12 protein-coding genes are annotated in these 15234 nt (G+C 72.5%); 3 read left to right on the forward strand and 9 right to left on the reverse strand.

What is annotated here, in order from left to right; genetic code table 11:
• Positions 1-4: 4 nt before the first annotated feature.
• The 7 genes from GA0074694_RS11795 to deoC form a co-directional block, all read right to left on the reverse strand.
• Positions 5-1012: a cytochrome d ubiquinol oxidase subunit II gene (locus GA0074694_RS11795; protein ID WP_091456926.1), complete on the reverse strand. Its 1008-nt coding sequence runs from the start codon at positions 1010-1012 to the stop codon at positions 5-7.
• A gap of 10 nt (positions 1013-1022) precedes the next feature.
• Positions 1023-2276, reverse strand: coding sequence for a cytochrome ubiquinol oxidase subunit I (locus tag GA0074694_RS11800; protein ID WP_091456929.1), 1254 nt, complete (start codon positions 2274-2276; stop codon positions 1023-1025).
• 165 nt (positions 2277-2441) lie between these two features.
• Positions 2442-3347: a M56 family metallopeptidase gene (locus GA0074694_RS11805; RefSeq protein WP_091456932.1), complete on the reverse strand. Its 906-nt coding sequence runs from the start codon at positions 3345-3347 to the stop codon at positions 2442-2444.
• Positions 3348-3357: 10 nt separating this feature from the next.
• Positions 3358-3810 carry a BlaI/MecI/CopY family transcriptional regulator gene (locus tag GA0074694_RS11810; RefSeq protein ID WP_091456934.1) on the reverse strand — a complete coding sequence of 151 codons (453 nt, stop codon included), beginning with the start codon at positions 3808-3810 and terminating at the stop codon, positions 3358-3360.
• A 105-nt stretch (positions 3811-3915) separates the two neighbouring features.
• Positions 3916-4740 carry an aldehyde dehydrogenase family protein gene (locus tag GA0074694_RS11815; protein WP_091456937.1) on the reverse strand — a complete coding sequence of 275 codons (825 nt, stop codon included), beginning with the start codon at positions 4738-4740 and terminating at the stop codon, positions 3916-3918.
• On the reverse strand, positions 4733-6163 hold the full coding sequence (locus GA0074694_RS11820; RefSeq protein ID WP_091456940.1) for an aldehyde dehydrogenase family protein: 1431 nt from the start codon (positions 6161-6163) through the stop codon (positions 4733-4735). Before GA0074694_RS11820 ends, GA0074694_RS11815 begins: the two co-directional genes overlap by 8 nt.
• 5 nt (positions 6164-6168) lie before the next feature.
• On the reverse strand, positions 6169-7128 hold the full coding sequence (deoC, locus tag GA0074694_RS11825) for a deoxyribose-phosphate aldolase (RefSeq protein WP_091456943.1): 960 nt from the start codon (positions 7126-7128) through the stop codon (positions 6169-6171).
• Between the two features lie 155 nt (positions 7129-7283).
• On the opposite strand from deoC, the gene upp reads away from it, so the two are divergent.
• Together upp and GA0074694_RS11835 are read left to right on the forward strand one after the other, a co-directional pair.
• Positions 7284-7916, forward strand: coding sequence for a uracil phosphoribosyltransferase (gene upp / locus GA0074694_RS11830; RefSeq protein ID WP_091456947.1), 633 nt, complete (start codon positions 7284-7286; stop codon positions 7914-7916).
• Between the two features lie 386 nt (positions 7917-8302).
• The gene (locus tag GA0074694_RS11835; RefSeq protein WP_091456951.1) at positions 8303-8983 is read left to right on the forward strand and encodes a GOLPH3/VPS74 family protein; all 681 of its coding nucleotides are present in this window, start codon (positions 8303-8305) and stop codon (positions 8981-8983) included.
• 76 nt (positions 8984-9059) lie between these two features.
• Here GA0074694_RS11835 and GA0074694_RS11840 read toward each other — a convergent pair whose 3' ends face one another.
• Positions 9060-10733, reverse strand: a complete 1674-nt coding sequence (locus GA0074694_RS11840) for a phospho-sugar mutase (RefSeq protein WP_091456955.1) — start codon at positions 10731-10733, stop codon at positions 9060-9062.
• A 47-nt stretch (positions 10734-10780) separates the two neighbouring features.
• Positions 10781-12976, reverse strand: coding sequence for a protein kinase domain-containing protein (locus GA0074694_RS11845; RefSeq protein WP_091456960.1), 2196 nt, complete (start codon positions 12974-12976; stop codon positions 10781-10783).
• Positions 12977-13184: 208 nt separating this feature from the next.
• Between GA0074694_RS11845 and GA0074694_RS11850 the strand changes: the two genes are divergently transcribed.
• Positions 13185-14768 carry an acyl-CoA mutase large subunit family protein gene (locus GA0074694_RS11850; RefSeq protein WP_091456963.1) on the forward strand — a complete coding sequence of 528 codons (1584 nt, stop codon included), beginning with the start codon at positions 13185-13187 and terminating at the stop codon, positions 14766-14768.
• Positions 14769-15234: the final 466 nt, after the last annotated feature.

Below are 15234 nucleotides of genomic sequence, written 5' to 3' on the forward strand. Positions count from 1 at the left end.
TGCATCACCAGTACACCGGTGCCCTGCCGCCGGTCCGTCCGCGGAAGACCCACCACAACATCACCTGGAAGCCTAGTAGGGCCGGCAGAAGCGGCACCGTCAGCCAGCCCAGCAGGCGCAGGGTCGGCCCGCTGGCCGCCGCGTCGGCGACGGTCAGGCTGGCCGCCGGGTCGATCGTGGAGTACAGCGCGTTGGGCCAGAGGGTCGCCCCGACCAGCAGCACCGGCAGGGCCAGCGCCGCGCTGGTGGCGGTGAAGGCCAGGCCGGGGCTCCGGCGGCCGAACCCGACCAGGGCCACCAGCAGGGCCACCACCAGCAATACGGGCATGGCGATCGCGGCAGCCGGCTGCTGTGCCGCGTCGCGTACCCGGTCGGAGAGCAGACCCACGGCGGTGGTGACGACGCTCGCGGCCAGCGCCACCGGTACCAGCCGGCGGCCCAGCGCGGTGATCGGCCCGGCCTCGTCGGTCGGGGGCCGCAGGGCCAGGAAGGCCGCGCCGTGCACGGCCACCAGCGCCACCATGGTCACCGCGGCGACCAGCGCGAACGGGGTGAAGAGGTGGCCGATGCCGACCACCCTGCCCTCGGCGTTCAGCGGTACGCCCTGGAGCATGCCGGCGAGCACCGCGCCCCAGCCCAGCGCGGCGAGCGCGGAGCCGACGACGATGACCCGGTCCCAGGCGGCACGCGCCCGGTCGCCCGCCGGCCGGCTGCGCAACTGCACGGCGGCGGTGACCAGGATCACGCCGGTGAGCGCCCCGGCGAAGGCCGGGTAGAGGCCGGCGAGGAGTTCCCCCTCCAGGATCGGGAACGCGCCGAAGAGGATGCCGACGGCGGCGATCAGCCAGACCTCGTTGCCGAGGAAGAACGGGCCGACCGCGTTGAGCAGGCCCCGCCGGGCGGTCGGGTCACCGGTCCGGGCGAGCATCAGGCCGGTCCCGTAGTCGTAGCCGCCGAGCACCAGGTAGGCGGCGAAGAAGGCGCCCAGGAGGGCGTACCAGGCGAGTTCCACGGTCGGCTCCTCAGACGAAGGCGGGGTCGGGACGGTCGTCGGCGGGATGCTGCTCGGGCGGGCGGCCGAGGGCTAGGTCGTCGTGGGCACCCCGGGCGGCGTGCTTGGCGATCAGGGTCCAGTTGATGACCGCGAGGGTGCCGAGCAGCAGGGTGAAGCCGAGGAACGAGGTGAGCATCATCCCGCCGCTGACCGGTGAGACGGCGTCCTCCACCCGGAGCACCCCGTACACCGCCCAGGGCTGACGGCCGATCTCGCGGGCGAGCCAGCCGAGGATGGCCGCGACGAACGGCAGCGGCAGGGCGAACAGCAGGATCCAGAGCGGGAAGCGGAGCCGGATCAGCCGGTCCTTGGGGAGCAGCACGAACTGGAGGCAGATCAGCGCCAGCAGGAAGCCGATGATGAACATGAAGCTGAGGCTGTGCAGGAAGGCCGTCGGCGCTTCGTAGTCGCCGGGGCCGAAGGTGGCGGTCAGCTCGGCGATCTTGGCCTCCTTCTGCTCCGGGGTGCCGTACTTGGTCGGCTGGAGCGGGGTCATGTCGGCGAGCTGGATGAAGCCGAAGTGCAGCAGCGGGCCGACGGTGACCGCGGCGGTGACCAGGCCGATCCGCAGTGACTTGCGGAACAGCTCGAAGTCGGCCGTGCGTCGGATCAGGTGCCAGGAGCTGATCGAGGCCATCAGGATGCCGCCGGTGACCAGGGCGGCGAGCGTGGCGTGCACGAAGGCCATCGTGAAGGCCGGGTTGGTCACCAGGGCGGAGAAGTCGGTGAGGTGGGCGATGCCGTCGCGCATCTCGTACCCGACCGGGTTCTGCATCCAGGCGTTGCCGGCCATGATCCAGAAGGCCGAGACGTACGCGGTCAGCGCCACGCCCCAGAGCAGCGCCAGGTGGACGCCCCGGCGCAGCCGGTGCCAGCCGAAGATCCACATGCCGAGGAAGGTGGACTCCAGGAAGAACGCGGTCAGCGTCTCGATCGCCAGCGGCGCGCCGAAGACGTTGCCGACGTACTTCGACAGGCCGCTCCAGTTCAGCCCGAACTGGAACTCCAGGACCACGCCGGCGGCGATGCCGAGCACGTAGTTGATCACGTAGAGCGTGCCCCAGAAGCGGGTCATCCGCTCGTAGACCGGTTTCTTTGTGATAACCCACGCCGTCTGGAGGTAGACGAGTAACGTGATCAGGCCCAGTGTCACGAGGACGAAGAGGAAATGGATCGACGTCGTGGTGGCGAACTGGAGTCGCGCTAACAGCAGCGGGTCCATGGCCGGCTCCAATGGGGAGTGTCGCTTTTTCCCGGGAGCCTACAGGTAGATCACCTACTTATGCACATCTTTTACTACGAGTTGTAGTTCTCGGCGTGTCGCCCGGCGGCTCGACGTCCGTCACCGGGTCGGACCGGGTCCACCGGCGGCCACGCCGGCCGGGGTTCAGCTCAGGAACAGGGTGACCGGCAGCGCGGCCAGCGTGGTGGTCAGGGCGAGCACGGTGGCCCCGAGGAGCCGGGGTGGCCGGTGCGCGACCAGCAGTCGTCGTACCCGCAGATCGAGGTCGCGGTCACCGAGCCCGAGCGCGCCGGCGGGGGTGACCCGGTTGCCAGCGGCGGCGAACCGGCGGAGCGCATCCGCCAGCGGGACCTCGGTGTGCGCCTGCCGGGCCTTGTCGTCGGCGCGCATCTCGACCAGCAGCGCCACCCGCTCGTGTGCGGCGCGGACCCAGTCGAACCACGGCAGCGCCCGGGACAGCGCGGTGAACGGCAGCAGCACCAGATCGTGCCGCTCCTGGGCGTGCGCCCGCTCGTGGGCGAGCACGGCGGCCAGCTCGGCGCGGTCCAGCAGGTCGAGTGTGCCGGCGCTGACGACCACCCGGGGTCGCATCCCGGGAAGGCAGTACGCCGCCGCGCACGGGTGGTCGAGCACCAGCGCGCCGGGGACCGCCGGGTCGTCCCGGGCGACCAGGGCGAGCAGGTCCCGGTGCCGGCGCTGGGCGCGTACCGTGCCGACGACGCTGCGGACGGTGGTGGCCAGCAGCATCGTGCCGATGCCGAACCCGATGCCGACCCCCGCCAGGTGGAACACCCCGAGGCCGGGCGGCAGGGTGTCGTGGACCAGGTCGTCGGCGAGGGCGAGCAGCGCACTTCCGGTCGGCAGGCCGTACGGCGCCAGCCCGAGGGCGATCGGCACCCCCATGGCGGAGAGGCCGAGCGCCAGCCCGACCCCCTGCCAGCAGAGGATGGCCACCCGGGGACTGCGTCCCGGCCAGCTGGCGGCGGCGAGCACCTGGGCGGTCAGCCAGCAGGCCAGCACCGTCACGGCGAAGTGCAGGGCGTACGCCACGGCCCGCGCCCTACCGGTCCGGGCTCTTGTCGACCGGCGTCGGCTCCCGTGTCGCGTCGACCGGGTCGGTCGGCTGGCGTCCCGGCCCGGTCGCCCGGCCCGCCTGCGCGTTCAACGCGGCCCGGAGCACGTCGGCCTCGGTGCCGGTGACCGACCGGGCGAAGCGCACCAGCGCCGCGTCCCGGCTGCCGCCGAGGTCGAGCGCGTCGAGCATGAGCTGGGCGATGTGCGCCTCGCGGGTGGCGGCCGCGCGGTAGCGCCAGGCCCGCCCCTCCCGCTCGCGTTCCACCATGCCCTTGCCCGCGAGCCGGTCCAGCACGGTCATCACCGTGGTGTACGCCAGCTCGCGGGCGGCCAGCGCGTCGGCCACCTCGCGGACGGTCGCCCCGCCCTCGGTGTCACCGGACGCGCCGTCCCACAGCACGTCCATCACCGCTCGTTCAAGGTCCCCCAGCCGCGTCACGCGCCAATCCTACCCCCCGTAGTAGAAGCCCCTTCCGGGGGCAGCACCCCGCAAGCCGACTCCACCACGCGGACCGCACCGAAACCCACACGGCAAGAACCGCGGTCACACCCCCTTGGGGTGCCAGACCGTCTTGGTCTCCAGGAGGGTGGTCATGCGGGTGAGACCGGGGTCGGCGGACCAGTCGTGGTCGGCCGGGGCCGGGCGGAGGACGCGCTTGAGGTTCTGCGCGGCCGCGACCTCCAGGTCGGCGGCCAGCTCCGGGTCGGTGACACCGGTCAGGTCGAGGGCGTTGACGTCCATGTGACCGGCGAGCGTCGGGGCCGTCTCGGTGATCCGGCCGGTGAGCAGGTTGACCACGCCGCCCGGGAGATCCGAGGTGGCGAGCACCTCGGCCAGGGTGGTCGCGGCCAGCGGCTCGGTCGGCGAGGCGAGCACCACCACCGTGTTGCCGCTGACGATCGCCGGGGCGATCACGCTGACCAGGCCGAGCAGCGCCGGCCGCTCCGGGGCCACCACGCCCACCACGCCGGTCGGCTCCGGCGCGGAGAGGTTGAAGTACGGCCCGGCGACCGGGTTCGCGCCGCCGTACACCTGGGGGAGCTTGTCGGACCAGCCGGCGTACCAGACCCAGCGGTCGGTGGCCGCGTCCACCTCGTCGCCCGGCACGCCGAGCGCGACGAACTGCTCGCGCCGCCCCTCCAGCATCTCGGCGACCCGGTAGAGGATCTGCCCCCGATTGTACGCGGTCGCGCCGGACCAGCCCTTCATCGCGGCACGGGCGGCGACCACCGCGTCCCGGACGTCCTTACGGGAGGAGAGGGCGACATTGGCGTTCTGCACCGGATACGACCGTCCCGACTCGCTGCGGGGGAACTTCCCGCCGATGAAGAGCTTGTACGTCTTGCGTACCGCGACCCGCTCAGACATTGAGGTACGCCTCCAGCCCGTGCCGGCCGCCCTCGCGACCGTAGCCCGACTCCTTGTAGCCGCCGAACGGCGAGGTCGGGTCGAACTTGTTGAACGTGTTGGCCCAGACCACCCCGGCGCGCAGCCGGTCGGCCATCCAGAGGATCCGGGAGCCCTTCTCGGTCCAGATGCCGGCGGAGAGCCCGTACGGCGTGTTGTTGGCCTTCTCGACGGCCTCGGCCGGGGTCCGGAAGGTCAGCACGGAGAGCACCGGGCCGAAAATCTCCTCCCGGGCGATCCGGTGCGCCTGGGTGACCCCGGTGAAGATCGTCGGGGCGAACCAGAAGCCCCGCTCGGGCAGCTCGCACGCGGGCGACCAGCGCTGCGCGCCCTCCGCCGCGCCGGCCTCGGACAGCTCCGTGATCCGGGCGAGCTGGGCGGCCGAGTTGATCGCGCCGATGTCGGTGTTCTTGTCCAACGGGTCACCGACCCGCAGTTGCGCCATCCGTCGCTTCAGGGACTCCAGCACCGGCTCGGCGACCGACTCCTGGAGCAGCAGCCGGGAACCGGCGCAGCAGACGTGCCCCTGGTTGAAGAAGATGCCGTCGACGATCCCCTCGACCGCCTGGTCGACCGGCGCGTCGTCGAAGACGATGTTCGCCGCCTTGCCGCCCAGCTCCAGGGTGAGCTTCTTGCGGGTGCCGGCGACCGCGCGGGCGATGGCCCGGCCGACCTCGGTGGAGCCGGTGAAGGCGACCTTGTCGGTCCCCGGGTGCTCGACCAGCGCACGGCCGGTCTCGCCGGCGCCGGTGACGATGTTGACCACGCCGGGCGGCAGGTCGGCCTGCTGGCAGATCTCGGCGAAGACCAGCGCGGTGAGCGGGGTGGTCTCGGCCGGCTTCAGCACCACCGTGTTGCCGGCCGCCAGCGCCGGGGCGATCTTCCAGGCCAGCATGAGCAGCGGGAAGTTCCACGGGATGACCTGGGCGGCCACCCCGAGCGGCTTCGGGTCGGAGCCGAAACCCGCGTACGGCAGCTTGTCGGCCCAGCCGGCGTAGTAGAAGAAGTGCGCGGCGACCAGCGGCAGGTCGACGTCCCGGGACTCCCTGATCGGCTTGCCGTTGTCCAGCGACTCCAGCACCGCCAGCTCGCGGGAGCGCTCCTGGATGATCCGGGCGATCCGGAACAGGTACTTGGCCCGGTCCCGGCCCGCCATCGGACCCCAGACCTTCTCGTACGCCTTCCGCGCGGCGCGGACCGCGCGGTCCACGTCCGCCGCGCCGCCCTCGGCGACCTCGGCCAGCACCTCCTCGGAGGCCGGGTTGATCGACTTGAAGCTGCCGCCGTCGGCCGGGTCGACGAACGCACCGTCGACGAAGAGCCCGTACGAGGCCTTGATGTCCACCACCGAGCGGGACTCGGGGGCGGGTGCGTATTCGAACATCGCTCTCAGTCCAGGGTGAAGTAGTCGGGACCGGAGTAGACGCCGGTCGTCAGCTTGGTGCGCTGCATCAGCAGGTCGTTGAGGAGGCTGGACGCGCCGAACCGGAACCAGTCCGGGTCGAGCCAGTCCGCGCCGACCGTCTCGTTGACCATCACCAGGTACTTGATGGCGTCCTTGGTCGTCTTGATCCCGCCGGCCGGCTTCACGCCCACCTGCCGGCCGGTCGCGGCCCGGAAGTCGCGGACCGCCTCCAGCATCACCAGCGTCACCGGCAGGGTGGCCGCCGAAGGCACCTTGCCGGTCGAGGTCTTGATGAAGTCGGCACCGGCCATCATCGCCAGCCAGGAGGCCCGGCGCACGTTGTCGTAGGTGACCAGTTCACCGGTCTCCAGGATGACCTTGAGGTGGGCGTCGCCGCACGTCTCCTTGGTGGCCACGATCTCGTCGTAGACCTCCGTGAACCGACCGGCCAGGAACGCGCCCCGGCTGATCACCATGTCGATCTCGTCCGCGCCGGCCGCGACGGCGGCCCGGGTGTCGGCGAGCTTGACCTCCAGCGGGGCCTGCCCGGACGGGAAGGCGGTCGCCACGCTGGCCAGGTGCACCCCGGAGCCCCGCAACACCTCGGCCACGAACGGGACCATCGCCGGGTAGACGCAGACCGCGCCGACGTGCGGGCAGGACGGGTCGGCCGGGTCGGGGCGCAGCGCCTTGGCGGCCAGCGCCCGGACCTTGCCGGGGGTGTCCGCCCCCTCCAGCGTGGTCAGGTCGACCATCCGGATCGCCAGGTCGATCGCCGTGGCCTTGGCCGTGGTCTTGATGGAGCGGGTGCCGAGCTGGGCCGCCCGCTGCTCCGCGCCGACCTGGTCCACGCCCGGCAGGCCATGCAGGAAGGTCCGCAGAGCGGTCTCGGATCGTCCCAGCTCGGAGAGGTCCGACCGGGCCGACGTCGCTGTCGCCGTCATGCCGGGAAGTCTACGCACCCGGGACATCGGTGATCCTGATCACGTGCCCGCCGTCGACCGGACCGCCGGAGCGGGCCGGACGCGGCAGTGAAAGCGCTGGTCGGCTCCGCCGGGGCCGGTGCCCGTCGGCGAGGCGTTCGGTAGGTTGGACGACCGTGGACGTACACGTGATCGACCATCCGCTCGCCCAGTCGCGGCTCACCGCGATGCGCGACGCCCGCACCGACTCCTCCATGTTCCGGGCGGCGCTGCACGAACTCACCACCATGCTGGTGTACGAGGCCGCGCGCTCCTTCCCGGTGGAGAAGTACTCGGTGAGTACGCCGGTCACCGACACCGAGGGCACCCGGCTGGCCAACCCGCCGCTGCTGGTGCCGGTACTCCGGGCCGGTCTGGGGATGGCCGACGCCGCGCTCGGCCTGCTGCCGGAGTCCTCGATGGGCTTCGTCGGGCTGGCCCGGGACGAGGAGACGTACGAGCCCCGCGCCTACATGGAGTCCCTCCCCCGGGACCTGGCCGGTCTCCCGGTGCTGGTGCTCGACCCGATGCTCGCCACCGGGGGCTCGCTGGAGCACTGCTGCCGGCTGCTCGCCGACCGGGGCTGCACCGACATCACCGTGCTCTGCGTGCTGGCCGCGCCGGCCGGGATCGCCCGGCTGGAGCAGTCCGGCCTGCCGCTGCGCCTGGTGACCGCCTCGATCGACGACGGGCTCAACGACCAGATGTTCATCGTGCCCGGTCTGGGGGACGCCGGGGACCGGCAGTTCGGCGGCATGCCGCGCTTCTGACCAGCGGTTCCGTCGCCCGGAGCGGGATTCCGGGCGACGGCTCGCGCCAGACGGGTGCGGGAGGCGGCGTCAACCCGCTATCGTCTCCGGCCTTGAGATCCTCCCTCGCTTGAAGGCGGGGGATTCTCGGGGTCGCCCCAGGGGTTTCCTGCTTCGTCGCCGACTGCCCCGTCCGGGAGGTATCCCATTGAGGTCTGACACCAGCTCCACAGGCCGTTACCGCCAGCCCGGCAACCAGGATGTTCCGTGCCGCGTTGACGTCGCGGTCGTGGGTCGTGCCGCACCGGCACAGCCCAAGCGGTGGTTGGCTGTCCCTGTCCTGCTTCGCAGTGGTTCCGTTTCCTCCCCGGCCGGAAGCCGGAGTATCCCCGGAAGGGAATTTGTTGATGACTGGTGTTGCGCTTGCCGAGGAGCTGCTGCTCCTCGCCTACGACGACGAAACCGGCAAGGCGACGATGCCGCGGATCAGCCTGGACCTCGGCATGGCCGCCGCGGTTCTGGTGGAACTCGCCCTCGCCGGCCGGATCGCCTACTCCGACGGCTCCCTGGTGGTGGCCGACCCGTCCCCGACCGGTGAGCCGATCATCGACGACGTGCTGGCCCGGATCGCCGCCGACGACAGCCCCCGCAGCCCCTCCTCCTGGGTGCAGCGGCTCCGCCACGGCCTGCGGGACCGGATCCTCGGGGACCTCTGCGGGCGCGGCGTGGTGCGGGACGTCGACGAGACCGAACTGGGTTACATCCACGTCCACCGCTACCCGATGGTCGACCCGTCGGTGGAGCAGGACACCCGACGTCGCCTCGCCGACGCGCTCACCGGTGGTCCGGTGCCGGACGAGCGGACCGCCGCCCTGGCCACCCTGGTCTGCGCGGTGCGGATGGAGTCCGTCCTCGGGCTGACCGGGGACGCCGCCGCCGACGCCCACCGCCGGTTGGAGGAGATCGCTGGCGGGGCCGGGTTCTCCGGCACCGTCGGCATGGACGACTCCATTGTCCGCCCCTCGGTGGCGCTGGTCATCGCCGCCCTCGGGCGGGCCGTCGACCAGGCGCTCGGCAAGCGGGCCTGACCCGGGCGACCGCCCGCTCGATCCGCCGGCCACCCGGGGTGACCGCGGAGCCGGCCGGCGGGCGGCCGCGGGCGGTCTACAGGCCGAGTGCGGCGGCGACCTCGGTGCGCAGGGCGGTGACGGCGGTCCTGGCCCGCTCCCGGGCCGCGGCCACGTCGCCGTCCGCGACCGGTGCCACCACCTCCAGGTACGCCTTCAGCTTCGGCTCGGTGCCCGAGGGGCGGATCACCACGCGGGCGGTGTCGGTCCGCAGGATCACGACGTCGGCCTCGGGGAGCAGGTCCCGGGTCTCGGTGACCGGACGGCCGAGCAGCGTCGTCGGGGTGGCGGCCCGGACCCGGGCCATCGCGTCGGCGATCAGCCGCAGGTCGGTCACCCGGACGGCGTACTGGTCGGTGTGGTGCACGCCGAACTCGGCGGCCAGCTCGTCCAGCCGGTCGGTGAGCGTACGACCCTCCGCCTTCAGGCCGGCGGCCAGTTCGGCGACGGTGAGCGCGGCGGTGATGCCGTCCTTGTCCCGGACGTGCTCCGGCGCGACGCAGTAGCCGAGCGCCTCCTCGTACCCGAAGACCAGCGGCGCGCTGCCGTCGCCGGCCCGGACGATCCACTTGAACCCGGTCAGCGTCTCGTCGTACGGCAGGTCGCGGGCGGCACACATGGCCCGCAGCAGCGCGGACGAGACGATGGTGGTGGCGTACAGGCCCCGGACGCCCCGGCGCATCAGATGGTCGGCGAGAAGCACCCCGACCTCGTCACCGCGCAGCATCCGCCATCCGCCGGCCGCGACGTCCGGAACCACCACGGCGCACCGGTCGGCGTCCGGGTCGTTGGCGATGGCGAGGTCCGCCCGGGTCGACCGGGCGAGCGCGACCAGTCGGTCCACCGCGCCCGGCTCCTCGGGATTGGGGAAGGAGACGGTCGGGAAGGTGCCGTCCGGCTCGGCCTGCTCGGGCACCACCCCGGGCACCCCGAAACCGGCCCGGCTGAAGGCGGCGGTGAGCACCGCCGCGCCCACCCCGTGCAGGGGCGTGTACGCGACCTTCAGGCTCCGGGGCCCGTCCGGGCCGATCACCTCCACCGCATGCCGGACGTACGCGACGGCCAGGTCGTCGCCGAGCACCTGCCCGGGTGGGCCGAGCGGCACCTCGGCCAGCGGGCCGACCGCCCGGATCGCCGCCTCGATGCCCCGGTCGGCCGGTGGCACGATCTGCGCGCCCGCACCGGTGGCCCCGCCGAGCCGCGCGCCGAGGTAGACCTTGTAGCCGTTGTCCTCGGGCGGGTTGTGACTGGCGGTGACCATCACCCCGGCCGCCGCGTCGAGGTGCCGCACCGCGTACGCGAGCACGGGGGTGGGCAGCGGTCGGGGCAGGAGCATGGCGGGCCGACCCGCTCCGGTGGCGACCTCCGCGGTGCGCTCGGCGAACTCCTTCGAGCCGCGTCGCGCGTCGTACCCGATCACCAGGGGGCCGGTGGCGCCCTCGGCGGCGAGCCAGGTGACCAGCCCGGCCGCGGCCTGGGTGACCACCGCGAGGTTCATCCCGTTCGGGCCGGCGCGCAGCGGACCGCGCAGCCCGGCCGTGCCGAAGGTCAACGGCCCGGCGAACCGGTCGGCCAGCTCGGGGGCGCTCTCCGGGAGCCGGTCGAGCACGGCCTGGAGTTCCTCCCGGCCGGCCGGGTCGGGGTCGTCGTCGAGCCAGCGCCGGGCGCGCTCGCGAAGGTCGTCGATGGTGTCAATGAGATCCGCCGCCATGCCCCTTGATAGCACGGCGGCGGATCACCACGTCCCGTCGGCTCGACTCAGCCGGCGTCGGTCAGTTGGAACGACTTCACCATCTGGTCGAAGATCGGCCTGCTCTCCGCGAAGCGGGAGTCGTTGGCGGTCAGGTAGAACGAGTAGGCCTTTCCGTCGTGGGCGACACCGCGCCACACCCCGTGCCGCATGGTCTCGCCCGAGCCGCAGGTGTACTCGAGCTGGGCGGCGGGCTTGCCGGCCAACTCCTGCTCGTCCATGGCGAGCTGGTTGTACGGCTTGGCGCAGGAGTTCCGGGTCCGTAGCCCGTCCGCGGCGATCTCCGCCCACCGCATCGACGTGGAGGTGGCGGAGAAGTCCTCGGTGATGATGCGGACCCGTCGGCCGCTGTCCTCCGGGTCGGTGTAGTCGGTGTAGCTGCCGCCGCTGGCCTTCTTCCAGCCCTTGGGCACCAGCATCGCGATGCCGCGGGCGGAGTGCTCCTGCATCTCCAGGGCGGGTGCGGCCGGCGCGGAGGCGCTCGGCTGGGTCTGCGGGTTGGCCGGCGGCTCCTGGTCGCCGCCACTGAACACGGCGACCAGGCCGATCAGCAGCACCACGGCCAGCCCACCGGCGGCGGCGAGCTGGACCTTGCGCGGCCAGCGACGGACCTGCTCCAGCACCCCTCCCACGCCACCCCGACCGCCGTCGGCGGCGGGGGTGGTGCCCGGCCCGGTGGCGGCCGGTACGGCCCACGGCTGCCCGGTGCCCGGCACCGACCACTGGTTGCCGGCCGGCGCGCCGTAGGTGGACCCGTACGGGGAGCCGAGGCGCTGGGTGGACTCCGGCGAGCCGCCCGCCGGGACCTGCTGCGTGGCGTCCGCCGCCCGGCCGTAGGTCACCGGGCGGGGCGTCTCCGTCCGCCGGCCGAGGTTGACCGTCGGGTCCGCGCCGAAGCCGCCCTTCGCCCAGGCGCGTCCGAGGTTGACCGTGGGCGAGGTGTCCTCCCGGACGACCGACGGCGGCGCGTCGCCGGTCGCCGGGCCGCCGTAGGTGGTGCCCGACCGCTCGGCGCGGGCGCTGGGTGGGGGCATCGCGCCGGTCGGGGTGTGCAGCGGTCCGGCGAGCGCGTCCGCGCTGGTGTCCTCCAGCGCGGCGGTCGGTGCCGGGGTGATCGCCTTCGGCGTCTCGCCCCGCCGCAGTGCGGCGAGCCGGTCGGTCAGCGACTCCCCGGGCGCGAGCATGGCCCGGCCGCCGATCTGGCCGGTCGGCTTCGGCTCCTCGGCCTCGGCCTCGGCCTCGACCGGGATCGGGTGCGGCGTGGCGGGGCGCTGCACCGGCACCACCGCGTACGGGTCGGTGACCGAGTTGACCGCCGCCGCGTTGCTCGCCAGCGGGCCGGCGAGCAGCTCCCGCAGCATGGCCCGGGAGGTGTGCACGTCGAAGCGGCGGGCCGGGTCCTTCTCCAGCAGCCCCATCAGCACCCGGGTCAGCGGCCCGCTGCGGGTCGGCGGGGCCGGCTCGTCCTCGACCACCGAGTGCATGGTCTCGATCGGGTCGCCCTTGTCGAACGGGGGACGCCCCTCGACCGCGGTGTAGAGGGTCACGCCCAGCGAGAACAGGTCGCTCGGCGGACCGAAGTCCTGCCCCATGGCCCGCTCGGGGGAGATGAAGTGCGGTGAGCCGAGCACCATGCCCGGGGTGGTGAGCTGGACGTCGGTGGGCATCCGGGCGACGCCGAAGTCGGTGAGCACGCAGCGGCCGTCGGTGCAGATCAGCACGTTGGCCGGTTTCACGTCCCGGTGCAGCACGCTCATCGCGTGCGCCACCTCCAGCGCGCCGAGCAGCGCGATGCCGATCTTGGCGACGGCGCGTGGGGCGACCGGTCCGTCCTCGATGACCATGTCGGCCAGGCTGCGGGCGTCGAGCAGCTCCATCACGATCCACGGCCGGCCACCCTCGGTGACCACGTCGTAGACCTGCACCACGGCCGGGTGCTGGATGGCTGCGGCGGCGCGTGCCTCGCGGAGTGTGCGTTCGTACATCGCGTCGCGGTCGCTGGGCGCCAGGCCCGGCGGGAGGACGACCTCCTTGACCGCCACGTCACGTCGGAGAAGTGTGTCAGTGGCCCGCCAGACCGTCCCCATGCCGCCGTTGCCCACCGGGGAGCGCAGCTCGTAGCGACCACCGATGGTGGTGCCGGGGGCTGCACGCCCGTTGGGGGGACTGGCCGGTCCGCCGCTCCACGTCGGGATCTGAGTCACAGAAAAGCCACCGGAGTAAATCGAGGGGGCTGGGACACAACCCCCCTATCTTGCGGGTTCCGACACCCGATGCGAAAGCCGACGCGGCGGGCGTTCTTTCACCGACGACCATATGTGCTGGTCCCAGCGTCGCCCGTCGAGCCTCGTCGAGCAAGATGTGCCCAATCCCTCATCCCTGCGTCGAGCCGGTCGTCCTACCATCCTCAGGATGAGCGAACGGCGGTCAAGCGAGTCCGGCTTCCCGATCAAGGACGTCTACACGGCGGACGACCTCCCCGCAGACCTGGACGCCCGTCTCGGCGGGCCGGGCGAGTTCCCGTACACCCGGGGCGTGTACCCGACGATGTACACCTCGCGACCGTGGACCATGCGGCAGTACGCCGGCTTCGGCACCGCCGCCGAGTCCAACGCCCGCTACCACCAGCTCCTGCGGGCCGGCACGATGGGCCTCTCCGTCGCCTTCGACCTGCCCACCCAGATGGGGTACGACTCCGACGACCCGATCGCGCACGGCGAGGTCGGCAAGGTCGGGGTGGCGATCGACTCGATCGAGGACATGCGGACGCTGTTCGACGGCATCCCGCTGGACAAGGTCTCCACCTCGATGACGATCAACGCGCCGGGCTCGGTGCTGCTCCTGCTCTACCAGCTCGTCGCCGAGGAGAACGGGGTCGCCGGCGCGGACCTCAACGGCACGATCCAGAACGACATCCTCAAGGAGTACATCGCCCGGGGCACGTACATCTTCCCGCCGAAGCCGTCGCTGCGGCTGGTCGCCGACACCTTCGCGTACTGCCGCACGGAGGTGCCGAAGTGGAACACCATCTCCATCTCCGGCTACCACATGGCCGAGGCCGGCGCGACGCCCGTGCAGGAGATCGCCTTCACCCTGGCCAACGGGGTGGAGTACGTCCGTGCCGCGATCGCCGCCGGGCTGGCCGTGGACGACTTCGCCCCCCGGCTGTCGTTCTTCTTCGTGGCCCGCACGACCCTGCTGGAGGAGGTCGCGAAGTTCCGCGCCGCCCGGCGGATCTGGGCCCGGCTGATGCGTGACGAGTTCGGCGCGAAGAACCCGAAGTCGCTGATGCTGCGCTTCCACACCCAGACCGCGGGCGTGCAGCTCACCGCCCAGCAGCCCGAGGTGAACCTGGTCCGGGTGGCGATCCAGGGGCTCGGCGCGGTGCTCGGCGGGACCCAGTCGCTGCACACCAACAGCTTCGACGAGGCCATCGCGCTGCCCACCGAGAAGGCGGCCCGGCTCGCCCTGCGTACCCAGCAGGTGCTGGCGTACGAGACCGACCTGACGGCGACCGTCGACCCCTTCGCCGGGTCGTACGTGGTGGAGGCGATGACCGCCGAGATCGAGGCGGCGGTCGACGATCTGATGACCCGGGTCGCCGACCACGGCTCGGTGGTGGACGCGATCGAGGCCGGGTTCCAGAAGCGCGAGATCGAGCAGTCCGCGTACCGGATGGCGCAGGAGATCGACTCCGGTGAACGGGTGGTGGTGGGTCTCAACCGGTTCGCGGTCGACGAGGAGGAGCCGTACGAGCCGCTGCGGGTGGACCCGGCGATCGAGGCGGCCCAGGCCGAGCGGCTGGCGACGCTGCGGCGCTCGCGGGACTCGGCCGCCGTCGAGCGGGCCCTCGCCGAGCTGCGGGCCGCCGCCTCGGGTACGGAGAACGTGCTACTCCCGATGCGCGAGGTGCTGCGGGCCCGGGCCACGGTCGGCGAGGTCTGTGGGACGCTGCGCGAGGTCTGGGGGACGTACCGGCCCAGCGACCGTTTCTGACGCCTCCGCCCCGACCGTTCCCCGCCGCCCAGTGCTGACGGCCAGAGGGCGTCAAAGCCCCCGGTCCCGGCCACCCGGCGGTGGCACGTCGGGCGCACGAACGCGACGAGAAGGGGCGTGGTGGGTGAGTGTCCCGGACCGGGCGGGTAATCCCCTGGGGGACGGGAACGGACAGCCTGTGCGGTGGGCGCACGTCCGGTCGTGGGACCTTCGGGATCTTCCGTGCGCCCCATCCGCCCCGGATGCCGGGACGTCCGCTGTCGGGTCGTTGTCGGAGGCGCCCGCCACCAGGTCGACCAATGCGACAATTCGGAAGTAACGGGTGGGCGGTCGACGCCGTTGTCGCCGGTCCGAAGCGGTTACACGGTGTAGGAGGTGTGGGGCGTATGAAGGCTCTTGACGGCGATCCACCTGCTGTCCCGCAGGTGTGCGAGCGCTCCCACCAGGACTTTCGTGACGCTCCGCG

The organism is Micromonospora inyonensis (assembly GCF_900091415.1).
Lineage (GTDB): Bacteria > Actinomycetota > Actinomycetes > Mycobacteriales > Micromonosporaceae > Micromonospora > Micromonospora inyonensis.